Here is a 24,510-nt window from a genome sequence, read left to right as displayed (position 1 = left end):
TATAAGAAAATAATATTTAAGAAGAGTATAAATATAATTACTTTTATGAATAGATTATCAAAACAACAATACAAAAATAAAGATTTAAATGTAAAAGATTTCATATCTCTAAAACAACTAGATATGCTAAAGTATAGAGTTTATCCAAAAATATTAAACAATTTTCAAGGTAAACAAAAAAAAGTTTGGGAACATGCTTTTAATAAATTATTGCCTAAAAAATCACTTAATTTTGATAACGAAAACGACTATTTAAAAAGCAATAAAATAACAAAAAATGATGTTGTGATTAATAGTATTAAGTATTTAATACCAGATATAAATGAAGATAATGTAAATTATCTAAGTGATTGTTTTTCAATATTTACTCAAAAAAATAAAGTTAAAATCATTGAGATTGAAAATAAACTAACTCCTATTTACTATGAAATAATTAACTCTTTCTCCTATATAAAAAGAATTCAAAATGTATTAAGTAAATACCCAAAGAATAATGGGAATCATCATGGAACAAAACATAGAAGTAGTTCAATAGATACACTAATAAAAATACAACTTAACATATTAGAGAATAGAATAGAAGGAAGTTTCTTTCCTATTGAAGATGAAGATGAAAGAAAAAAGATTGAATTTCAAATTAAATTTATGAAATACACTCTAACAGATGAATATAAAAACTTCCCTGAGTGGATGAACTTTGCAAAAATATATTTAGGATTTGAAAATGAACAATTAGAAATGAGTGAAATTGAAATAAAAGCGCTTAATCAATTATTAGAATTCTTTAATGGAATAAGAACTTCAAAAGAAGAATTACTTACAAGTGTTATGATATATTTACGAATTCAATCAAATATAACTACCAAAGATAAAGAGTTTCATAAAGAACTATCTGAATCCATAATGAATATAGTTAGATTTTTTTTACAAAGTACAATTATAGAGGTTGAAAAATCTAAAAAGAAAAAAACAATCATTTATAAACAAGAAAAAGTAAAAAATGAATATTGTATTAAAACACATTTATCAGAAGTTCCTATATATACTTATGTTTATAAAAAGACTAATAATCCTATTGAAGAGCTTATGATAGCTTCTTTTAATTCAATCTTAGGAATAGAAAACATATTTGAAAAAGACAAGCCTAAAAAAGAAGAAATATCTGAACTTCAAATCTTAAAAAATATTCTTAAAATGAGAGAGTATTTAGGTTTAACAAAAAAAGAATATAAAACATTTTTATTCATTATTGATAGATATTTAAAACAACCAAATTATCTAGGAGTTTTTTTAGCTCTTAGATAAATCTATAAAAAACCACTCTTTACTTTATACTTCCTCTCGTAATTACATCAAAACAAGATAACGCGTTATCCAATATTAATTTAAAGGATAAAAAATGCTAACAATCAAAGGCAATTTACTAAACATTATTCCAAAATCGGAATATAAAAAAGAAGGAGAAACTTTAGCTACTCCTGTAAAAGCTAAATTACAAATCTTAGTAGAAAACATTAGGTCAAATGGTACAAAGGTTAAAGAGCTACATACTATCTCTATTCCTGATAATAAGATAGCTTTCTATAGTGATAAAGTAAACAAAGATGTTGAAGTTCATGTGGGAATTATCTCAAAACAACATAGTTTCTATGGTGTCTAAGAAAAAACAGTTTTTAAGAGCACTCGCGGTTTAAAATCTTTTTTTCGTGACAACAAGAAAAAAGGGGTATTTAGTAATACCCCTTTCTAAAACACTCAAAGGAATAAAAGTGAATAAAGTTAAAAAACTTTTTGGAATTGATACTCTTTATTTCTTCTTTGAAACTAATGAAAACTATGATGATTTATATCTTGAAATATTAGACCAATTAGAAGATATTAAAGGTAAGTTCCAAAAGAAAGAAATAGATTATGAAAATAAAGATTTGTATGTATCTATTAAAGATACAAGATTAAACTTTCTTGGTAAAAAAGAAGGTTTTTACTGGTTTAAAGATTTAAATGAATTCTTTAGAATTGGTTTTAAAAGTATGTATGAGAACAGAGGTTTAAATGATATTAGAGTACAGCTTCAAGGAAATGGTATTTATGCTATTGGTATTAATTCTCTTATTGAATTACTCAAAGATTTAGTTAAAGAGTATATAACTGATTATATACCTATTACAAGAGCAGATTTAAACTGTTTTATTCAATATGATTTATCTTTTATAAAAAAAGATATGTTTTCAACTCGTAAAAGAAAATATTCCACTATAAATGAAATAGGAGATGCAAACTCAACACAAACTATTTATATAGGAAAAGAGCCATTTAAATTAAGGCTATATAACAAGTCTTTAGAGCTAAAGAAATCAAAGAAGTATGATTTAATGAATGAGTACTTTTTAAATAATAACTTTGATATTGAAAAGTCTATATTTAACATAGAGTTTCAAATGCACAGAACACATTTAAGACAGTACCAAATAGAAACATTAGATGATTTATTAACTAATGCAAGAAACTTATTTCAAATATCTATGGATGATATTAGATTATTAGATATAGATTCTGTTTCAAAAGAAAGACTTAAAAACAATAAGTATCAAGCTAATACACATCCATTATGGGAAGAGATTAAACAAGAATACAATTTAAAAGATTTCTTACAAACATCTTTACCATTAGAGAGATTAAAAAGAAAAGTATCAATTTATGATGATAATAAATTTGAATTTGAATTTATAGCTCTTATCAGAAAAGCTTTAATTAGTAATTTAAATCTAGATGATGATTATATAAATGAGCTTTATAAAAAAGCAAAAGATAGTTTAAATAAAACTACATCTACAAAAGAGTTAAAGAAAAGATATACAGAAGTAGAGATTATAAATCAAGATGGCTCAATTGAAAACCTTAGATTATTAGAAGATGGAAATTTAATCAAACCTCTTAGAACTGAAACCGTATCTAAATTACAAGATTATGACTTACTTGTTTATCTAGACAAAACAAAAGAGAAGAAACATTTATCTTCAAGAGATAAGCATATTTATTATGTTGCTTTAAAAGAAGCTACAAAGAGAAATCTAGTGTTAGATATATCAGCAGATGAAGCATTAAAAGGAGTTAGTCATGGATATAAATTTTGAAAATCTTGAAAAGATAGATGAAATATTAAATAGATTAATACTAATTGAACAAAAGGTTAAAAGCGAAAAAAGATGGCTTACTGTAAAAGAGCTTTCTTTATATATTGGATATTCAGAAGATAGAATTCATAAATTAAAAAATATAGAGTTTTTTGAAAATCTTCATTTCTATAAAAGAAGTGGAAAACTGTTATTTGATAAATATGAAATAGATAATTGGATAATAGGAATCCAAAATTTTGTTGAGAGTGATAGTGAAAAAGTCAATAGTATTCTAAATAACATATTGAATAATTAATAAGGCTTTTTATATAATATAATCATAATTTCTAAAGTGTTGATTTTATGGTTATTTATATAAGGATATGAATAATGATAGATATGACACCACCAAAGATTTTTGTAAGAGGTTCTATTCTTTGGATTAGATTTAGTCTAAATAAAAAAGTTATAAAAAAGTCTTTAAATCTAAAAGATACTAAAATAAATAGAAAACTTGCAGAAACAAATATTATACCCCAATTGATTTTAAGTATTCATAATGGGGAGTTCTTTAAAAAATTAGATGTTAAAAAAGTGCCTACTGTTGATGAGTATGTTAAAGTATCTTTCAAACTGCATAGAGGTAATAGATGTAAAGAGTCTCAATATGGATATGAAAGAAACTATGAAAAACATATAAAACCAGTATTTGGAAAGAAAAAGTTAGATTCTATTACTCCAAATGAAATTACATTTTGGCAAAATGAGTTACAAGAGAGAGAAAAGCTTTCTAAAGCAACTATCAAAAAGATTAGAACAACAATATATAGACTTTTCGAAGATGCAATAGATGAAAATATAGTTTCTTTTAATCCTGTAACAAAAGCTAAAAATATTAAAAATACAGAAGTAACGAAGCTAAAAAGAATCAAACTTACACCTTTTAAAAAAGATGAAATAAAAGCTTTATTAGAAGCTGTAGAAGGTAGTGAAAGAAACTTACTTGCAACATTCTTTTATACTGGAATGAGAGCAGGGGAATGTATCGGTTTAAAATGGGAATATGTAGATTTAGAAGCAAAAACTATTTCAGTTAGAGAACAAATCATTAATGGAAAAGTAAAAGAGGTTTTAAAAACTACAAATAGTAATAGAACTATTCCAATTATAAAAGCATTGATTCCTTATTTGGAAGAACAATATAAATTAACAGGGCATTTAAATTCTTATGTCTTTTTAACACAAAGAAGTAACAAACATTTCCATAGTGCAAATAAGGTACGAGAACAGATTTGGAATAAAGCAATTAAAAAAGCAAATGTACCTTACAGAAATCTTCATCAAACAAGAGGAACATTTATATCAACTTTAATTTCAAATGGAGAAGATATTAACTATGTTAGTAAAATTGCCGGACATCAGAACGTTAGAATTACTTTGGAAAGATATTCTGAGTATATACCGGTAAAGAATGAAAACTTTGGAAAATGTTTTATGTAGATTGGAACACATTTGGAACAATTTTGGCACAATGAAAAATAAGGTAAGCTTGAGTTACCACCAATTAGGCATTATAAGATTTATGGTGCGACCGGCGGGACTTGAACCCGCACACCTACTGGCACTACCCCCTCAAGATAGCGTGTCTACCAATTCCACCACGGTCGCATTAAGGACGAAATGATACTTTTTTATAACATAAAAGATTCTTAAATAAAACAAGTTTTTATTGGTGTAGTTTAATATGGCTATATTTTAAGGTAAAAGTATAAGAGTTATCTCTTATACTTTTTATTTCTCTCTAAACTCTTTTTTGTGTACAGCTTCTAGGATTTTTTGAGCTAAGATTGATGTGTTTTTTGCAATATTGTGTGTTTGCGTTGCAACAGATGCGTTGTTTTGTGTTTGTTGGTCAAGTCTATTGATTACATCATTTATTTGTTCAATACTTGTTTTTTGTTCTCTTGAAGACTCCGATATATCTCCAATAGCTTCTGTTGTTTTGTAGATGTTTTCATTTAGTTTTTGATAACCATTTATCATTTCATCAGCTATAGTTTTACCGTTGTTTGTTTTAGCTGTGGCTTTTTCAACTATATCTTTTATCTCTTTTGCAGCTTCCGCACTTCTTGCTGCAAGATTTCTTACTTCTTGTGCTACAACTGCGAAACCTTTTCCTGCTTCACCTGCTGTTGCTGCTTCTACTGCTGCATTTAATGAAAGAATATTTGTTTGGAATGCAATTTGATCAATCACAGTAATAGCTTCTGCAATTGCTTGTGTTTGTTCATTTATCTCATCCATTGAAACCACTGTTGAGTTAGCTAAATCTTGACCTTTTTTGATTGAATCAGATAACTCTTTTGAGTGTGCTGACATTTGTGAAATTCTATTTGTATTATTTGCAACTGTACTTGTGATTTCTTCAAGAGCTGCTGCTGTTTCTTCTAGGGATACGGCTGTTTCATTTGAAGCTTTATTTAGAATATCCACATTTGTAAGTAATTCATTTGAACTTTTTTCAAGTTCAAGACCATTGTATTTATTCTCTTGAAGCATTTGATTGATTATATTACATAAATCATTTAATCCAATTGCAACATTTCCATTTGCATTTTGAATACTGTTTTTAAAGTTAAGAGCAGAATACTCTTTTAGTTGCTCCATAATAGGGTTAATATCACTATTTACATTGTGTTTTATAGTTTCAATCATATCATTTAATATATCTTTTAACTCATTTAAAGATTTATTATTTGTAGAAGCTTCTACTTTGATATCAAGTTTTCCTTCATTTACTTGAGAAACTACATTTTTTACATTTTCAATTACTTTTCTATCTGTATCTAAACTCTTAGCTACTTCTTCCATCTCATAGTCAATAATCTGTGCCATATTTCCAAATTCGTCATTTGTATTGATATTTAGCTTTTGAATATTTGATTCTTGTCCTTTAAGATATCTAAAGAAGAACTGTAAACCTTCTTCAACATCTTTTATTGGAGCTAAGATTTTTATTAGTACAAAGTATAAAAGTGTAAGTGTTACAGCTAAAAGTATTATATATAGTATGATTTCTTTTACTGTATTATTTTCAATCTCTTCAAAGATTGTATCTTTATCTAGTTCTACTACAAATATCCAACCAGTTTTTGAAATACTACTATAAGATATAAGTTTTTCAATACTATCTTTATTAGTTGTTTCAATAAAGTTAAGATTTGTAGATAAATCTATTTTTGAATAAACATAACTTTTTTTATTTAGAAGTTCTTTATTTTTATGAATTAGCACATTACCTTCATTATCAAGTAAATATGCAAAACCTTCACCATCTATAGAAACATTTAAAATACTTTCAACAATTGTATCTATAAAAATATCAGAACCCACAACACCTATTAATTTATCATTTTGATATAAAGGAGTATAAACAGATATTACAAGTTTTTTAGTAGATACATCAACATAAGGTTTTGATACACCAGATTTCTTGTTTTTTACTGCATCTTTATACCAAGGCCTACCTCTTGCATCATAGTTATCTTTTGGAACATTTAAAATATCTCCATTTGATAAAACTAGTGAACCATCACTATTAAATCCAACATAAACATCTACAAATTTCCCTGCATTTTTTGATAACTCAAGTTTTTTTAGAAGATTTATATCGTCTGCTTTTACTTCTATTTTCTCAAGCTCTTTTGTTAATGCTTCAATAATATCAATCTTTGATTGAATATAGGCATCAATAAATTTAGAACTATCTTCTGCAAGACTCAATTCTTTATTTTTTATGATTGAATATTGGTTATTATAGTTGTTTGTAGTATTGTAAAAACCTAATATAAAAAAAGATATAACAATACATAAAGATACCACAACTAGGATTTTTGTCTTTAAACTAGTAGTTTTCATAGCTTTCCCCTTCAGACTTTTTTATATTATATCGGTAAAAAGTGTCATTTTGGAGTTACGTTTGTATAGAATATAACTTTTTATAATCTAAGTAGATAGAAAATATATAAGTATAAGTTAAAATAATAATTTAAAAAGATTGAAATTTATTTTAGGCATAAAAAAAGGCCAAGAGTAAAACTCTTGACCTTTTAAGTTATCAGTTCTGTAGTAAGTACTGATTACCCTAAGAATGGGTTAGCATATAATGCGATCATCGCAATAACTAATGCATAAATAACTTGAGCTTCGATCATCGCTAATGCAATGAACATAGTAGTCATTAATTTTCCACCTAAACCTGGGTTTCTAGCAGTACCAGCGATTGTTGCAGCAGCAGTGTTACCCATACCGATAGCACCACCAAGTGCAGCAAGACCAAGTCCGATACCTGCAGCAACTACAGAGTAAGCTTTTAAAGTTTCGTTTGCAACTGCACCATCAGCAGCGAATGCAGCACCAGCAATAGCTAGCATTAAAAGAACGATTTTTTTCATTCTAGATTCCTTAATAAATTTTTGTTTTACAAAGTCCGTTCGGCTTGCGTATCCCTACTTATCACTTTGATTGGCGGTAGTATATCTTTTTGTATATTAAATAATTATTAAGTGAAATATATTAAAAGTAAATTTAAAGAAAAAATTAAGATTTGTAATTTTATATACAAGTAAATAATTTGTATATTTTGTTATAATTGTATTATAAGCATAAAAAAGGATAAGCCATGAAAAGATTTTTTTTAGCGATGACACTTATACTTCTAGTCATGATAGGTTCAGTCTTTGGTGTTTTATTTACAAAACCTGGAAATGATTTAATAGCTTCTTATATTGAAAATAGTGTTAACTCTCAAAATAAAGATGCAAATTTCAAGGTTGAAAATTTAGAACTAACTTTTAATACAATTGATTTTAAAGCCACTATTGCTAAAAGTTCATATATTAATGTTTCAGGTAACTTACAAATTTTTGCAAAAGTTATGGATTTAAAATATGATATTGATGTAAAAGAGTTGTCAACTTTAGAGCCTTTAATAAAGCAGAGATTAAATGGACCTTTAAAAACTCAAGGTACATTTAAAGGTGATGAAAAATTTGCTGTAATAAAAGGAACATCAACAGTTGCTAGTAGTGATACTTCATATAATTTAGAGCTTAAAAATTTTGAGCCATCAAATATAAATGTACTTATTAAAAATGCACAAATATCTGAGCTTTTACATTTAGTAAATCAACCAAAATATGCAAATGGACTTTTAAATCTTGATGCAAATATCAAAGATGCTAAATTAAGTACTTTAGATGGTGATGTTGTTTCAAGTATTACAGATGGAGAGATTAACAATAGCATTGTAAATAAGAGTTTTAATTTAACTTTAAATGAAAACATAACTTTTAAGTCAAGAACAAATGCTATTTTAACTCCTAATAAAGTAGCTGCAAAAGCAACACTTATAAGTTCTCTTGTAAATCTATCTTCAGATGAAACAATAATCTTATTAGATAAAAACAAAGTAACTTCAAACTATAAAGTTGATATTGCAAACTTAGCTAAATTAGAACAAATAATTCCTATGAAGTTAAATGGTAAATTAAGTACAAATGGTACAGTAGTAGTTGAAAACTCTATTATTAATGTAGATGGTAAAACAGATTTATTCAATAGTGATACTTCTTATAAAGCAAAAGTGGCAAATGCAAAAGTAGAATTTGTAAAAGCAGATATAAAGAATGCCAAAATAGATAAATTACTTTACTTTTTAAATCAACCGACTTACGCTTTAGGAAATTTAGATCTTAACGCAGATATAAAAAATGCAGATATTAATAATCTTGATGGTTTAATCACTACAAAAATCACTAATGCTAAACTTGTAAACAAAGTAATAAATAAACAGTTTAATCAAAAACTAAAACAGACAGTAACTTTTAGTTCAGATGCTAAAACAACACTTTCAAAAACAAAAGTAACAACAAATGCACAAGTTGATTCATCTTTGGCAAAACTTGATATTAAAAGTGCTGTTTTTGATATAAAAGAGGCTTCTTTAAATAGTGACTATACTTTAAATGTTCCAAATTTATCAAAACTTTATGATGTAACTCAAACTAAGATGAGAGGAAATCTAACTTTACTTGGAAACCTAGAGTCTAAAAAAGAGAAACTGTTAGTAACTGGTGCTTCAAAACTTCTTGGCGGGAATTTAGACTTTAAACTAAACAATAATGATTTCAATGCAAATGTAAAAGATGTTGAAGTTAAACAGTTAACTCATATGATGTATTATCCTGAAGTGTTTGATTCAACTTCTGATTTAGCTTTAGATTATAATTTATTATCTAAAAAAGGAAAATTAAAAGGAAAACTTATTAAAGGGCACTTTTTACCAAATGATTTTTCTGGTCTTATAAATCAGTTTGCAAAGTTTGATTTAACAAGAGAGATTTATGATATTGTTGATATTAATAGCGATATAAATGACATGGTTTTAAAAACTATTATAAATATGAAAAGTAAAAATACGCAAATTGATGTTACAAAATCAATTCTTGATTTAAACAAATCTTATGTAAATGCAGATATAAAAGCTCAAATTAGAAAACTAAATCTTGATTTTAATGTAAGTGGAGATATGAGAAGTCCAAAAGTTAAGCTAAATACAAAAGGTTTATTAAAAGATAAAATCGAAGAAAAAGTAAATGAAAAATTAGGAAATAAACTAAAAGAAAAACTAGGTGATGAAGGAGCAAAAGAGCTTCTAAATAACTTCAAGTCTCTATTTTAAATAAAAAAAGAGTAAGTGATAACTTACTCTTTTAATTTTTTAGTTAAAGGAAGTGCTACCATACTCCAAGCATGAACCCCACCTCTATACCAAAGTAGTTTCTCTTTTGGATAACCAATACTAATTAGATGTCTTATACTTTTAGAAGATAAAGGACACCAAGCTCCATTACAAAAGAATAGGGCAGTTTTTGCATTTGTGAAATCAAACTTATCATCATCTTCAACCTTAACACCAAGAAGTTCATATGCTCTATAAAAATCTTTTTCAAAGTCAAAGTCATATTTTAAGTCATCATAATAAATATTTACAGCACTAGGAATTGTAGCAAAGTCAAACCATGCTTTATTTCTTGCATCAACTAGGATATATTTTTCAGGATTTTTTGAAGATTTATCATATATAAAATGCATTACTTCATTTTCACCTAAAGTTTTAATATCTTTATCTAATTGGAAATCTTGAATAACTCCTGTTGTTGTAATAAAAACCTTTTTACATTTTTCATCAATCTCTTCTTCAATATAAGATTCATCAAAAAAGAAAGGACTTACTCCAATATTTATACAGCTTTCATCCACATTTCTTTCAATTGTATATTTCTCTTTTGTATTGTTTGAGTATGTATGAGTTACCTCAAAACCACTAAACTGTAAAGCCATAGGTTTTACTGCGTATAAACTAAGGCTTAAACTAATGATTACTAAAAATAGTTTTCCCATAATAACTCCTTTATTATTAAATCAAGTATAGATTTATTCTCTTGAAGGCTATCTTAATTGAATTTAAATTGTTTTGATAATTATTATCACTTTTAAGTTTAATGAAAGTTTTTTTTCGATTTAATTACATTAATGATAATTGATATTAAAATTAAAAAGGAACATAATGTTTAAGAAAACTAAAATTTTTGCAGCATCTTTATCTGTAGCAGCTGCATTAGCTTTAACAGGTTGTACTACTTCAGCAGTTCAAAATACTACTCCAACAGAATTTACAAAAGCAAATACTATTTTAGGTGCATACTCAAATATCGCACTAGCAAATTATGATGATGCTTTAGAAGATGCAATCAAACTAAAATTCAGAATTGATGCTTTTGCAGCAAAACCAAATAAATATACTTTTGAGCAAGCAAAAAAAGCTTGGTTAATTTCAAGAGAATCTTATGGGCAAACAGAAATCTTCAGATTAGCAAATGGTCCAATTGATGCAGAAGAAGGATGGGTTGCAGATGCATATGGTTCATTAGAAGGACAATTAAATGCTTGGCCTTTAGATGAAAATATGATTGATTATACAATTGATGCAAACGGAAAGAAAACATCTGGAAATATTATTGACACAGCAGGTGTATTTAATCCAGGTGGTGAAGATGCACAAGCTGTTGATGTACAAAAAATCACAGTAGAAGCTCTTACTGCATTAAATGAAAATGGTGGAGATGCAAATGTATCTACAGGTTACCATGCAATTGAGTTCTTATTATGGGGACAAGATCAAGATTATTCAAACTTTATGAAAGATTCAGTTACAAATGGAGCTTTAACAGCAGGTCAAAGAAGTTTATCTGATTTTACAGATGATAGAAATGCTGAAAGAAGAATCGCTTATTTACAAGCAGCAGCAGACAAAATCGTATCTGATTTAAAGACTGTTAAATCAGCTTGGGAAAAAGAGTTAAATGGAAATACTGGATTATACCAAGCAGCATTACAAGGTAAATTAAGTGGAGATAATGCTTCTAAAAATATTTCTAAAGAAGAAGCTTTAAAACAAATCATTGCTGGAATGGGTGTATTTATTAAATCAGAATTAGCAAATGAAAGAATTGCAGTTGCAGTTTTAACTCCTTCTGAAGAAGATGAACACTCTTGTTTCTCTGATAATACGCACAGAGATATCGCAATGAACTATTTAGGTTTCAGAAATGTTCTTACTTCAACTTATGATGGAAAACAGTATGGACCATCTTTATTAGATGCAGTTGATGCACAAACTAAAGAGAGAATCTTAAAAAGAATGGCATCAATCGAAGCAAAAATCAACTTAGTTGATGAAATGGCTAAAACAAAAGAGCATTTTGATTACCAAATTCAACCAGGAAATCCTCAAGCAAAAGTTATTGTAAAACTTAAAAATGAGATGAGAAAATTAGGTGATGAAATGGTAAATGTTGCAAAAGCAAATGGAATTAGTTTAACAACAGACGATGTTACAGATGCAGAAGAGACAAAAATTTAATTTATCACTATTACAAAAAGCCCTTTTATCTAAAAGCCTTGTAGCCATTTTTGCTACAGGGCTTTTTGCCGTTAATACTGAAGGCAAATATTTTTCATCTGAAAAAAATAGTTCACTACTACAAAAGCCAGTATCAGGCTTAAGTGATGAACAGTATGACCAGTTTATTTTAGGAAGAAGTTTTTTTGTAATACCATGGGTTGAAGCTCCAAGTGCAACAACTGCAAGGGATGGTTTAGGGCCTTTATTTAACTCAAATACATGTGTTTCTTGTCATCCTAAAAATGGAAGAGGAAATTTATATAACAATAAAATGAAACCATCACGGTCTTTAGTTGCAAGATTGTCTATTCCATCAAATAGTTCAAAAGAGCATAAAGAGTATTTAGAAAAACAAGGTTTTGTTCCAGAGCCAACATATGGTTCTCAAATATCAGTTAATGGAATACATGGTGTACCTTTTGAAGCTAGAGTTGATGTAAAATTTGAAGAGTTAAAAGTTACTTTTCCTGATGGAGAAGTTGATACTATCTTAAAACCAAAATATGAACTAATTGACAAAAACTATGGAGAACTTGCTAAAAATACAGCAGTTACTTATAGAATGGCACCTTCTTTAAATGGTTTAGGTTTACTAGAAAAAGTGTCAGATGAAGAGATTTTATCAAATGAAGATGAGTTTGATAAAGATGGTGATGGTATCTCAGGTCGTGCAAATAGAGTTTATTCTCCTCTTACAAAAAAAGAAGAGATAGGTAGATACACTTGGAAAGCAAGTTCTGCAACTATTATGGAGCAAATTGCAGGTGCTGCAAATAATGATATGGGATTAACAACTTTTTTAAACCCAAATGAAAACTGTACTTCTTCCCAAAAGCTTTGTAATGAAGCACCAAAAGCCTTACATGAGAAAGATATTACAGATATGAGATTAGGTGCAATAGATTTTTATATAAGAAATCTAAAAACCTATAAAAATAAAGCTGATGAGAAGTATAATTCGGGCTTAAAACTTTTCACAGCAATGGATTGTGCAAAATGTCATAAAACAGAACTTCAAACAGTAGATGGATTTAAAATTTCACCTTTTACGGATATGCTTTTACATGACATGGGTGAAGGCTTAAGTGATGGTAGAGTTGAATTTAAAGCCAATGAAAGAGAGTTTAGAACAGCACCTTTATGGGGTTTAGCACTACATGAAAAGATAAATGGGGAAAAGCCAAGATTATTGCATGATGGAAGAGCAAGAAACTTTCAAGAAGCAATACTTTGGCATGGTGGTGAAGCTAAAATATCAAAACAAAAATATATGAATGCTTCAAAAGAACAAAGAGAAAAATTAATAGAATTTTTAGAAAGGTTATAATGAAAAAGCTATTAGTAGGAACAGCACTGTTAGTTTCAAGTATGTTTGGGGAAACTAGTTTACACTCAATTTTACAAAATGTTTCAGTTCCTAATGTAAATAAAACAATTGATTCTGCAAAGAGTTTAAAAGAGAATTTAAATAAAGAGAATTTTTCAAGTTTAGTTTCAAACTGGAAAAAAGTAGAAGCTTTATATTTTGCAGGTGATATAAATGAGAACTATATTGATACACCAAGATATATTGATATTTATCATAATTTAAAAGAGGATTTAAATGAGCAAATGCAAAGAGCAATAAACTCAAATGATAAACCAAGAGTTGCTTTATTTAAAAACTCATTTAGAACAATTAATGCTTTAGAGTATGTATTATTTAATGATGAAACAATCACTCCAAGAGAGAAGCTTTTAGCTGTAAATATTATTGATTCTATTATCTCTAATTTAAGTGATATAAAAGAGGTTTATGAAGAGTATTTAAGTGGAACAGGAAAAAGTGAGAAGTGGGAAAACTCAATGGTTATTAATTCATTGATTGCTAGTTCTTATAAACTTAGAGAGTGGAGAATTGGTGAGCCATCAGGATATGCAGCAAAATACAAAAATGACCCAAAAAATCAAAGAGCAGAATATTTTTTAAGTAAAAACTCTTTAGTTGCAATAAAAGCGATTTTAAATGCACATGATGAGGTTATTGGCGATAAAAGTTATGAAAACTTTGCAACAATGGCAAAAAACTCTGGAGCAAAAAGAGCTATAACAGAAGCACAAGAGGCTTTAAATAAATCATTAAATAAATTAAAAAACTATAAAAATGATGATTTTTCAAAAGCAAAACCTCTATATGATGCAACAAAAGAACTTCACAATGCCTATTACTTATCACTTGTAGAAGACTTAGCAGTTACAGCAAAAATCTTAGATGCAGATGGAGATTAAGAATTGAGCGATTTTTTTGCACTAGAGTATTTTATAAACCCAAATAAAAGAGTATTTTGGGTTTATATCTTATCTTCTATTTTAATAGCATGTATCTATTTTTACTTTAATAAAAAGCAATTAAGAGTAAATCTATCATCAAAACTTTGGTTACACCCAAGTGCTAAACTTGATTATTATTACTTTTTTATTGGTTATTTTATAAAAGTCTTTATGCTATTTCCTATAGTTATTAGTGCAAAAACTATTGCTTTATTTATAAATAAACAGCTTTATTTGACTTTTGATTTTTATGAAAATACACTTTTTTCTTATGAGGCTGTTTTATTAATGTACACAATTTGTCTATTTGTAGTAAGTGATTTTACTAGATATTGGACTCATAGATTTTTACATACAATTCCATTTTTATGGGAGTTTCACAAGATTCATCACAGCGCAAAGGTATTAACACCAATTACATTTTATAGGGTACATCCAATTGAAAATCTATTGTTTGGACTTAGGTATTCAGTTAGTATTGGTCTTGTAACAGGAGTGTTTATATACTTTTTTGGTGCGATGATAGATATATATGCTATTTTAGGGGTAAACATATTTGTTTTTGCTTTTTCACTAATAGGCTCAAATTTAAGACATTCACATGTAGCTTTTGCATATCCAAAGTTTTTAGAGAGATTTTTTATCTCAGCAAAACAACACCAAATACATCATAGTAAGAAGTTTTTTAATAAAAACTACGGGGGATACTTAGCTATTTGGGATTGGATGTTTGGAACTTTAAAGTTCTCAAGAGATGTGAAAGTATTAAAGTTTGGACTAAGACGTGATCAAATGAGTGAGTATGATTCAATAGCAAAACTATTAATAGCACCTTTTAAAAATTTAGTAGGAGGTAAAAGGTAAATGAAATATTTAAAATCATTAGCCTTAACAGCAGGTTTGGCTTTAGTATTTACTGCATGTGCAAACAATGCAGAAGTAGCAAAAGCTCAAGAGTTAACAAACTTAAAATTAAAAGAAGAGTTAGGAAGATCACTATTTTTTGATGTAAATCTTTCAAAAAATAGAACTCAATCATGTTCTACTTGTCACAATCCTCAAAATGGTTTTGTTGATAATAGAGATAATGGAATAAAAGCAATGGCTTCGCTTGGGGATGATGGAAAGTCTTTAGGTGATAGACAAGCTCCAAGTGCAGCATATGCTAAGTTTTCACCAAAGTTTCATTTTGATGAGAAAAAACAAAAATATATTGGTGGACAATTTTGGGATGGTAGAGAAGCAACTTTAGCAGGTCAAGCAGGTGGACCACCAACAAATCCTATTGAAATGGGAATGTCAAGCAAAAAAGCTGTTGTTTATAGAATCCAAGAGAATCCTTATTATGTTCAAACTTTCAAAAAAGTTTATGGAGAGAATATCTTTGATTCAAATGAAGAGGCTTATAAGGCTATGGCAGATGCAATAGAAAAGTTTGAAATGACAGATGAATTTTCACCTTTTGATTCTAAATATGATAGATATTTAAAAGGAGAGTATGATTTAACTGTATTAGAAGATTTAGGTAGGTCTATTTTCTTTTCAAACAACAATAACTCTTGTGCTACTTGTCATGTATTAAAAGGTGAAGATAAAGCAGGTGAGACTTTTACAAACTATGAATACCATAATATTGGAGTTCCTGTAAATCATGAACTTAGAGCAAAAAATGGTGTAACATCAATTGATAATGGACTTTTAAATAATCCAGCTGTAAGTGATGAAAAACAAAAGGGAAAATATAAAGTTCCAACACTAAGAAATGTTGCAGTAACAGCACCTTATATGCATAATGGTGTATTTAAAGACTTAAAAACGGTAGTTGAGTTTTATGATAAATATAATAATCCTGCAAGAGCTTTAAATCCTGAAACAAATAAACCTTGGGATAAGCCAGAAGTGGAAGAGACAATCTCTCTTGAAGAGTTAAAAGCTAAAAAACAAAGCGATAGAAAAGTAGAAGCCTTAGTTGCTTTTATGAAACTTCTTACGGATAAAAAATACGAACACTTACTTGAAAAATAGAACACGAATTATTTCGTGTTCTATTAAAATTATTTTTTTAAATGAGCTTTTTGATTACTCAAAAATTTATAGTAAAAATGTTAATATTTCAAAAAAGGAAATCCTATTAAAAAATTAACTTTACTATTTTTAACTACAACTTTTTTACTAGCAAACAATAAATCTGATTTTTCAAATGAATTTAGGGAATTAAAAGAAGAAAGACAAGCTTTAATTGATAGATATGAAATCAGAATTGAAGTTGCAAGACTTGATAAAATGTATAAAAGAGTAAGACTTCTTTCTAAAACTTTAACTTGTTTTAAAAATACAAGAAGTAAAAGAGAAATTGTTCAGTGTAAAAATGATGAACGAAAAAGAATTATGGAAATAATTCGAGGTTAATTTTAAAAAAGATACTTTTGTAATACTATTTTTCTCTAAAATAATCTCCATAAGAAATATAGGAGATACCTAAAATGAAAAACTACCCTTTAAAACTTACATGTAATGCCTTAGATGAAAAAACAATCGAAACTTCAAGTGATGAAGAAGAGGACGATTGGTATACTTTTTAAAATACTTATCAAAAATTTAAGAGATATAAAACCAAAGCCTTTATATACTTAACTCATAGAAAAATTATGGAGAGATAATTATGAGTAAAAAAAGAGCTTTAATTACAGGTGGAAATAAAGGTATAGGCTTAGCAGTTTCACGAGCACTTTTAGAGTTAGACTATGAGATTGTTGTAGTGGCTAGAAACTTTGCTGACTTCCCACTTGGTGGACTACCAAATGTTACCGAAATAGAGTATGATTTATCAGATATTGAAAACTTACCAACTTTAGCAAAAGAAGTGGGTGAAATAGATGTACTTATAAACAACGCTGGTTATATGCAACCAAAATATACTTACGATAACTATCCAAAAGAAGCAAAAGAACACTTAATGAATGTGGATTTACATGCACCAGTTGAGCTTATGAATCTTTTTAGTGTTGGAATGAAAGAAAGAAAATTTGGAAGAATTGTAAATACAGCTTCAATAGCAGGTCAAATAGGACATCCTGATGTTTGGTATGGTATTGCAAAAGCAGGACTTATAAATGCTACTAAAATATATGGAAAGCTACTTGGAAGTGATGGAATTACAGTAAATTGTGTAGCTCCAAGTGCTGCTGAAACTGATATGCAAAATGACAATGATGATGCAAGAAAAGCAGCTTTTAAAGCAGCAGTTGTAACAAATAGATTTGCAGAACCTGAAGAAGTTGCTAAAGCTATTGTTTGGTTAGCAACTGATTGTCCTGAATATATAAATGGTATTACTATTGATATAAACAATACTTTCTATCCAAGATAAAACTAGAGTTTTTCTCTAGTTTTAAAAACTCCCAAAACTATATTTATTAAAATTTATAAAACAAACATAGTATAATAATATCTTTTTTAATTACTCTTTTAGAGCATTTGTTCTATAATTTAGAACAAATGTTCTAAAGGTGTTTTATGACAAGCAGGAAAACTCAGATTATTCAAGAATCAATAAACCTTTTTAATGAAAAAGGATGTATGAATACAACCACAAGACATATAGCTTCAAAGCTTGGAATTAGTGTTGGCAATCTTTATTATTATTTTAAAAATAAAGAAGAAATAATTATTGCCATATATGAAGAGTTTATGTCTTTAATCTCAAAACAATTTTTAAGTGTACAAGATGAAATTGATTCAGCTTTTGATTATTATGATTTTTTACAAAAACAAATGACTTATGAATTAAAATATAGATTCTTTAGACTTGAACTTAATAATATTTATCAAAAGTATCCTAAAGTTAGAAAAGCTTTTGAAGAGAATCATATTATGAAAAAACAGCAAATAAAAAATCTTTTTTATCATCAAATGAAGTTCGAATATATAAAACTATTAGATGAAAATGAGTTAGAGTTTTTAGTATCAAATACTTGGATAATTGCAACACAATGGGAAATATATTGGCTTATAGATAAGATCAAGAATGAAGAAGATAGAAGAAAAAAAGGGATTTTAAATATTTTATATTTAATAAAGCCTTATCTGACAAAAAAAGGTTTAAAAGATACAAATCTTTTGGAATCTATCACCTATTTAAGTAAGGAGAATTAGTTATGTTTAGATTTTTTATTTTAATATGTATGGTTTTTTCATCTCTTCTTTTATCAAAGGAGTACAAACTTATTTTAGTAGTTGATGAATCTTCTAAAACATATAAAGAAGCTATCAAAAAAGAGGCTTTAAAACTATTTTCAAGTGAAGATGTTTTAAATTTTCAAATTAAAGTATGTTCAAATAACTGTGATAGTTTATTAGAAAATACAAATGCAGTCTTTTTATTAAATAGTATAAGTTCAAAAACTAAAACAAAAAACTCATACCTAATAACTTATAATTTAATCTCTTCAATCTATGATGAAAATAGAGTTATTAGAACAACTGCATTAGCTATTTTTGAGTATTTAAAAGAGAATAAAAGAAAATCTATTCATATTAAAAATAAAGCATTAGTTTTAGATGCAAAAGAGAAAAAGAGTTTAAAAACTTTAGATTTAAAAGAGGTTTTACAACTAGCTATTGATAATAATCTTCAAATAAAAAGAAACCAAAATAGAATAAAACTTCAAGAAATAGGAGTACATGAAACTAAAAGTTTGTATAAACCAAAAATTGATATTTTTTCAAACTATATAGAAATAGATGAAGATAGAGCCCTAGCAAGTAGAGGTTTAAATCCACAAAGAAGTTTAGAAGCGGGAGTTAAACTATCTCAACTTATCTACTCAAATAAGGTTCTAAAAAATATAGAAATAAATAAGCTTTTATACAAATCTACAAAACAAGAAGCAAAAGCTTTAGATGATGAGATTTTATATAAAGCAACACTTATTTATCTAAATATCATAAAAGCAAAAGAGTATAATCAAATCATAAAAATAAAACATGATTTTATTCAAAGAAATTTACTTTTTGCAAAACAAAGAGTTGAAATAGGTGTTCAAGATAGAAGTGATGTATATAGATGGCAAAGTGAATTAGCAAATGCAAATATTCAACTTGCAACTTCAACAAAAGAGCTTAAAAAATTAAAAGTAGAACTATCAAATTTACTTAGAGTAAAAAATGAGTATGATTTTTTTGAATACACTTTAAACTCAAAACTTTTTAAGCTTTTAAATAAAGATGCTATTAAATACTTAGAAGATAAAAGGGTTCAAGAAGCTTTTACTAAACAGATAGTTCATACTCATTCAAGATTAAGACAGATAAAAGAGCTAATAAGTGCAAAAAATGAGCAGTTACAAATGAATAAAGACTCTTATTTTTTACCAAGTATTGCCTTTGAGGGAAGTGCAAAAAAAGTTGTAAAAAGAGGAGGTGAAGCATCTGATTTACCAAGGACTTGGGATGAGGAAGAGTATCAAGCAGTAATAAATCTAAACCTTCCTTTATATGAAGGTGGGCTGAAAAAATCTAAAATCCAAAAAAATGAAGTTGAACTTATTGATTTAAAACTTCAATACAATGATATTAAAAATCTAATAATAGAAAATGTAAGAAAAAACTATGAGTCTTTATCTCAGTCTTATTCAAAAATAGCATATTCAAAAGACTCACTAAACTCTTCAAAAAAGAATTTTGAGTTAATACAAGATAAATATAAAAAAGGAAAAGAGAATATCATCTCTCTTTTAGATGCTCAAAACTCATATATCGTTTCAAAGTTAAATCTAAATATCTCAAATATTGAGTATTTAGTAGATTTAAGTTCTATATATTTTTTTAGTGGACGTATAGATATTTTACTTGATGAGATAAAAAAAGAAGAAGTTGAAAGAAAAATACAAGAGATTATAAAGGATAAAAATTGAAAAATTTAGTTTTAGCCATATTTATTTTGATAGCTTTTAGTGCTTGTCAAGAAAAAGAGAAAAAAGTTCAAACACAAGATATAAAAACAGTATTTACTACTTTACCAATAGCTAAGGACTCAAATGAAAATAGGGTGTTCAATGCAACTGCTATTTCAAATAATGAAACAAAATTAAGCTTTAAAGTTGAAGGAAATATCAACTACTTAAAAGTAAAAATTGGTGATGAAGTAAAAAAAGATGAGCTAATAGCAAAGCTTGATTCAAAACCTTATGAACTTAGAGTATCTCAAATAAGATATGCTCTAAGTGAAGCAAAAGCTAGTTTACAAAACGCAAAAAGCAGTTATGAGAGAGTAAAAAAACTATATATAAATCAAAATGCAAGTGTAAGTGATATAGATAAAGCTAAAGCAGCCTATGAAGCTACAAGTGCAAAGGTTAAAAACATAACAAAAGAGTTAGAGTATGCAAAGTTAAAATTATCATATACAAAACTTTATGCTCCTATGAATGCTTATGTATCTTTAAAGTATGTACAAGAAAATGAGAATATCTTAGCTGGAACACCTATTGTTTTAATTAGTGATAAGCTAATAGATGAAGTATCTGTACAAGTTCCAGAAACTATCATAAATAGAGTAAAGCAAAATGATTTAGTAAAAGTAGTTTTCCCTTCACTTGATAAAAATAGAGTATTTACAGCAAATGTAAAAGAAGTATCAAAATACGCTTCATCTAAAAGTAAAACTTATAAGGTAGTAGTAAAACTAAAAAACAGCTCAAAACTAATCAAATCTGGAATGTCAGCTGATGTTTATTTTAATCTTTTAGATGATTCTAAAGCTAGTATTTATTGTGTGCCTTCAAATAGTGTTTTAAATGATAAAGAAGGATACTTTGTTTATACCCTTAAAAAAGATGAAACAAACTATGTAATAAATAAAACAAAAGTAAAAGTTGGAGAGTTAACTTCTGATGGTTTTGAGATACTTGAGGGATTAAAGGCCAATGATTTAGTTTTAAAAGCTGGAATGAGTGAAGTTTATGAGCAAATGAGAGTTCAAATAGCAAATATAAAAGATTTAGGAAAATAAGATGTCTATTACAAAACTTGCATTAGAAAAAAGTACAGTAACAATTGTATTTTCAATAATGCTTTTAATTTATGGAGTAATATCTTTTTTTGATTTACCAAGGGCAAAAGACCCTGGCTTTATAATAAGAACGGCAACTGTTGTGACTTATTTTCCAGGAGCTAGTGCAAAAAGAGTAGAACAGCTTGTAACTGATAAGCTAGAAAAAACTATTCAAGAAATGCCACAACTAGATAATATAAAATCAACTTCAAAAAATGGAGTATCAATAATCTTTGTAAATGTTTTAGAAAAGCATAAAAATATGAGAGAGATTTGGGATAGCCTTAGAAGAAAAGTTGAAAAAGGAAGTAGGGCATTACCAAATGGAACAAGCCAACCTATAGTAAATGATGAGTTTGGAGATGTTTATGGAAATCTAATCTCTATTACAAGTGATGGGCTAGATTATAGTGAGCTTGAAGATATAGCAAATGATACAAAAGATATTATTTTAAGAGTTGATGAGGTTGCCAAAGTAGAGCTTCTAGGACTTCAACCCCAAAGGGTTTATGTAGAGTATGATAATACAAAGTTAGCAAAACTAAATCTAAGTGCTTCATATCTAAAAAATATCTTAGAGCAAAAAAACATAGTTTTATCAGGTGGAAGTATAAAAGTTGATACTTCAAGATTACTAGTTGAGCCAACTGGAAATTATGAAAACATAAAACAAATAGAAAACACAATAGTACCTTTATTAACAGGTGAGTATATATACTTGAAAGATATTGCAAATATAAAGTATGAATACAAAGATCCAAGTAGTTTTATAGTAAGGGAAAATGGAAAAAATGCCATAGTTTTAGCTATTTCAATGAAAAAAGACGGAGATATTATAAAACTAGGAGAAAAACTTGATAGTCTGATGGTAGAAGTTCAAAATAAACTTCCTTTAGGTGTTAAACTTGAAAAGCTTTTTGATGAGCCAAAAATAGTAGAGGAAATTGTAGGAAATTTTGTAGATAATCTACTTCAAGCCATGGCTTTAGTTGTTTTAGTTATGTTGTTTTCTCTTGGTTTTAGAACAGGTCTTATAGTTGCTGTTTTAATTCCTATGTCGGTTTTAACTTCATTTATTATTATGAGTATTTTTGATATTTGGTTAGATCAAGTATCCCTTGCAGCACTTATTATCTCTCTTGGGCTTTTAGTTGATAGTGCTATTGTTATGAGTGAGTCTATTATGGTTTTAATGCAAAGAGGAAAGAGTGTATATGAAGCTTCATTGCAAAGTGCAAATGAACTTAAAATACCACTTTTAACATCAGCACTTACAACATCAGCAGCATTTTTACCAATCTTTTTAGCAAAATCAAGTACAGGAGAGTATACAAACTCTATTTTTAAAGTAGTTACGATTACGCTTCTTTCTTCTTGGGTTTTAGCACTTACTTTAACACCTGTCTTAAGTAAATATTTTATGAAAAAGAAAAAGCTTGAAGATAAAGAAAGTAGCTTTTATTTTTATTATAGAGGCTTTTTAAAAACTGTTTTAAAGTTTAGATACATGACTTTATTAATAGTGATTTTGATATTTGCAGGCTCGCTAAAAGTTTTAGATATAGTTCCTAAAAAGTTCTTTCCACCTTCAAGTGAACCTAGTTTTACTTTGGAGCTTAGACTTCCTGTTGGAACAAATATAGATACTACAAAACAAGCTGTAGGAAAAATAGAAGAGTACATAAATCAAAAATATATGGTAAAAAATGAAAATGTCAAAAACTTTGTATCTTTTATAGGTCAAAGTGCCCCTAGATTTTGGTTGGCTTATGACCAAGAGTTAGCAAGTGTTGAATATAGTACTATTTTAGTAAATGTAAAAGAGTATAAAAATCTATATAGTGTAAAAAAAGATGTAGAAGAGTTTACTAAAAATAGTTTCCCTGATATGCAAGTATCAGCAAAAGTTTTAGCAAATGGACCTCCTGTAAAACAACCAATTGAGATAAGAATAAGTGGGAAAGATATTGATAAACTTTTTGAATTAAGTTCAATAGTAAAACAGCAGTTATCTAAGTATGATGAGGTTAAAACTATTGTTGATGATTGGGGTATAAGAAATAAAAAGTTTGTAGTAGATATTGATGAATCAAAAGCTTTAAAAGAGGGAGTTTCAAATCTTGATATAGCAATATCCTTGCAAAGTGCTTTAAGTGGTTTTGAGGTTACTACTTTTAGAAAAGATGATAAGTTAATACCTATAGTTTTACGATCAAATGAGAATACAAAAGATGATTTAGATAGATTTGAGTCTATTAGTGTTTATTCACAAAGTAGTGGAAAAAATATACCTTTATCTCAGGTTGCTACTATAAAAGTAGTTTTTGAAGAATCAAAAATCATAAGAAGAGATAGGCTAAAAACTGTAACAATTGGAGCAAATATAAATCAAGGCGCAAATGCAATAGCAGTATTTGAAAAAATACAGCCTTTTATGAATGCCTTACAAAAACAGTTTCCTTTAGGTTATTATTATGAGTTTGGTGGAGAGTATGAAGCCTCAGGAAAAGCAAACAAATCAATAGTTGAGAACTTACCATTTGCTTTTATGGTTATAGTTTTACTTATGGTTGCCCAGTTTAACTCTATAAAAAAGCCTTTTATTATACTTGTTTCTATTCCTTTAGGAATAATTGGGGTATCAATTGGGCTTTATAGTATGAACTCATATTTTGGCTTTATGACTCTTTTAGGAATTATTTCCTTAAGTGGTATTGTAATTAATAATGCAATTGTTTTACTGGAAAGAATAAAACTTGAAAATGATAACGGATTAAGTTTGTATGATTCTATTATTGAAGCTTGTGTAAGTAGGTTCAGACCAATTATTCTTACAACTATTACAACAATTTTTGGGCTTATTCCTTTATGGTATAGTGGTGGTGAAATGTGGGAACCTATGGCTATTTCAATTATATTTGGATTGATGTTCTCTACAGTTTTAACTTTAGGTTTTATACCAGTTTTATATGCAATTTTATTTAAAGTAAAAAGGTCTTAGT

At 27.7% G+C, this 24,510-nt stretch carries 19 protein-coding genes and 1 tRNA gene; 16 read left to right on the top strand and 4 right to left on the bottom strand.

The window, feature by feature from the left end:
* Positions 1-45 precede the first annotated feature (45 nt).
* The 5 genes from ACH5BF_RS08640 to ACH5BF_RS08620 all read left to right on the top strand — a co-directional run bounded on the left by ACH5BF_RS08640 (position 46) and on the right by ACH5BF_RS08620 (position 4,616).
* Entirely contained in the window at positions 46-1,305 is a 1,260-nt protein-coding gene (locus tag ACH5BF_RS08640) for a hypothetical protein (protein ID WP_423273806.1), read from the top strand.
* Between the two features lie 94 nt (positions 1,306-1,399).
* Positions 1,400-1,660: a hypothetical protein gene (locus ACH5BF_RS08635; RefSeq protein WP_254576825.1), complete on the top strand. Its 261-nt coding sequence runs from the start codon at positions 1,400-1,402 to the stop codon at positions 1,658-1,660.
* 109 nt (positions 1,661-1,769) lie between these two features.
* Positions 1,770-3,134, top strand: coding sequence for a hypothetical protein (locus tag ACH5BF_RS08630; protein WP_423273805.1), 1,365 nt, complete (start codon positions 1,770-1,772; stop codon positions 3,132-3,134).
* The gene (locus ACH5BF_RS08625; RefSeq protein ID WP_423273804.1) at positions 3,118-3,432 is read left to right on the top strand and encodes a DNA-binding protein; all 315 of its coding nucleotides are present in this window, start codon (positions 3,118-3,120) and stop codon (positions 3,430-3,432) included. Before ACH5BF_RS08630 ends, ACH5BF_RS08625 begins: the two co-directional genes overlap by 17 nt.
* 74 nt (positions 3,433-3,506) lie before the next feature.
* Positions 3,507-4,616, top strand: a complete 1,110-nt coding sequence (locus tag ACH5BF_RS08620; protein ID WP_423273803.1) for a tyrosine-type recombinase/integrase — start codon at positions 3,507-3,509, stop codon at positions 4,614-4,616.
* An 83-nt stretch (positions 4,617-4,699) separates the two neighbouring features.
* Here the strand turns inward: ACH5BF_RS08620 and ACH5BF_RS08615 are convergent.
* The 3 genes from ACH5BF_RS08615 to ACH5BF_RS08605 all read right to left on the bottom strand — a co-directional run bounded on the left by ACH5BF_RS08615 (position 4,700) and on the right by ACH5BF_RS08605 (position 7,570).
* A tRNA-Leu gene (locus ACH5BF_RS08615) sits at positions 4,700-4,784 on the bottom strand.
* 123 nt (positions 4,785-4,907) lie between these two features.
* Entirely contained in the window at positions 4,908-7,034 is a 2,127-nt protein-coding gene (locus ACH5BF_RS08610) for a methyl-accepting chemotaxis protein (protein ID WP_423273802.1), read from the bottom strand.
* A 221-nt stretch (positions 7,035-7,255) separates the two neighbouring features.
* The gene (locus ACH5BF_RS08605; protein ID WP_079579822.1) at positions 7,256-7,570 is read right to left on the bottom strand and encodes a F0F1 ATP synthase subunit C; all 315 of its coding nucleotides are present in this window, start codon (positions 7,568-7,570) and stop codon (positions 7,256-7,258) included.
* 227 nt (positions 7,571-7,797) lie between these two features.
* Between ACH5BF_RS08605 and ACH5BF_RS08600 the strand changes: the two genes are divergently transcribed.
* Positions 7,798-9,858 carry a hypothetical protein gene (locus tag ACH5BF_RS08600; RefSeq protein ID WP_423273801.1) on the top strand — a complete coding sequence of 687 codons (2,061 nt, stop codon included), beginning with the start codon at positions 7,798-7,800 and terminating at the stop codon, positions 9,856-9,858.
* Positions 9,859-9,881: 23 nt separating this feature from the next.
* Here ACH5BF_RS08600 and ACH5BF_RS08595 read toward each other — a convergent pair whose 3' ends face one another.
* Positions 9,882-10,580 carry a rhodanese-like domain-containing protein gene (locus tag ACH5BF_RS08595; protein WP_423273800.1) on the bottom strand — a complete coding sequence of 233 codons (699 nt, stop codon included), beginning with the start codon at positions 10,578-10,580 and terminating at the stop codon, positions 9,882-9,884.
* A gap of 166 nt (positions 10,581-10,746) precedes the next feature.
* Between ACH5BF_RS08595 and ACH5BF_RS08590 the strand changes: the two genes are divergently transcribed.
* From ACH5BF_RS08590 to ACH5BF_RS08545, 10 genes are all read left to right on the top strand, one after another.
* Positions 10,747-12,102 (top strand): imelysin family protein, encoded by a 1,356-nt coding sequence (locus ACH5BF_RS08590; RefSeq protein ID WP_423273799.1) that lies wholly within the window; start codon positions 10,747-10,749, stop codon positions 12,100-12,102.
* Positions 12,080-13,471, top strand: a complete 1,392-nt coding sequence (locus ACH5BF_RS08585) for a di-heme oxidoredictase family protein (protein ID WP_423273798.1) — start codon at positions 12,080-12,082, stop codon at positions 13,469-13,471. The genes ACH5BF_RS08590 and ACH5BF_RS08585 overlap by 23 nt, the downstream gene beginning before the upstream one ends.
* Complete coding sequence (locus ACH5BF_RS08580; RefSeq protein ID WP_423273797.1) at positions 13,471-14,412, top strand: imelysin family protein; 942 nt, start codon at positions 13,471-13,473, stop codon at positions 14,410-14,412. Before ACH5BF_RS08585 ends, ACH5BF_RS08580 begins: the two co-directional genes overlap by 1 nt.
* A gap of 3 nt (positions 14,413-14,415) precedes the next feature.
* Positions 14,416-15,318 (top strand): sterol desaturase family protein, encoded by a 903-nt coding sequence (locus tag ACH5BF_RS08575; protein WP_423273796.1) that lies wholly within the window; start codon positions 14,416-14,418, stop codon positions 15,316-15,318.
* Positions 15,319-16,479: a cytochrome-c peroxidase gene (locus tag ACH5BF_RS08570; RefSeq protein ID WP_423273795.1), complete on the top strand. Its 1,161-nt coding sequence runs from the start codon at positions 15,319-15,321 to the stop codon at positions 16,477-16,479.
* Positions 16,480-17,116: 637 nt separating this feature from the next.
* Positions 17,117-17,824: an SDR family NAD(P)-dependent oxidoreductase gene (locus tag ACH5BF_RS08565; protein ID WP_423273794.1), complete on the top strand. Its 708-nt coding sequence runs from the start codon at positions 17,117-17,119 to the stop codon at positions 17,822-17,824.
* Positions 17,825-17,970: 146 nt separating this feature from the next.
* Positions 17,971-18,609, top strand: a complete 639-nt coding sequence (locus ACH5BF_RS08560; protein ID WP_423273793.1) for a TetR/AcrR family transcriptional regulator — start codon at positions 17,971-17,973, stop codon at positions 18,607-18,609.
* Between the two features lie 2 nt (positions 18,610-18,611).
* Positions 18,612-20,369, top strand: a complete 1,758-nt coding sequence (locus ACH5BF_RS08555; protein WP_423273792.1) for a TolC family protein — start codon at positions 18,612-18,614, stop codon at positions 20,367-20,369.
* Positions 20,366-21,466, top strand: a complete 1,101-nt coding sequence (locus ACH5BF_RS08550; RefSeq protein WP_423273791.1) for an efflux RND transporter periplasmic adaptor subunit — start codon at positions 20,366-20,368, stop codon at positions 21,464-21,466. Before ACH5BF_RS08555 ends, ACH5BF_RS08550 begins: the two co-directional genes overlap by 4 nt.
* Before the next feature lies 1 nt (position 21,467).
* Positions 21,468-24,509, top strand: coding sequence for an efflux RND transporter permease subunit (locus ACH5BF_RS08545; protein ID WP_423273790.1), 3,042 nt, complete (start codon positions 21,468-21,470; stop codon positions 24,507-24,509).
* Position 24,510 lies beyond the last annotated feature (1 nt).

Origin of the sequence: Arcobacter pernae (assembly GCF_049472135.1) — a bacterium.
Lineage (GTDB): Bacteria > Campylobacterota > Campylobacteria > Campylobacterales > Arcobacteraceae > Arcobacter_B.
This window is presented reverse-complemented; position numbering and strand designations above follow the sequence as displayed.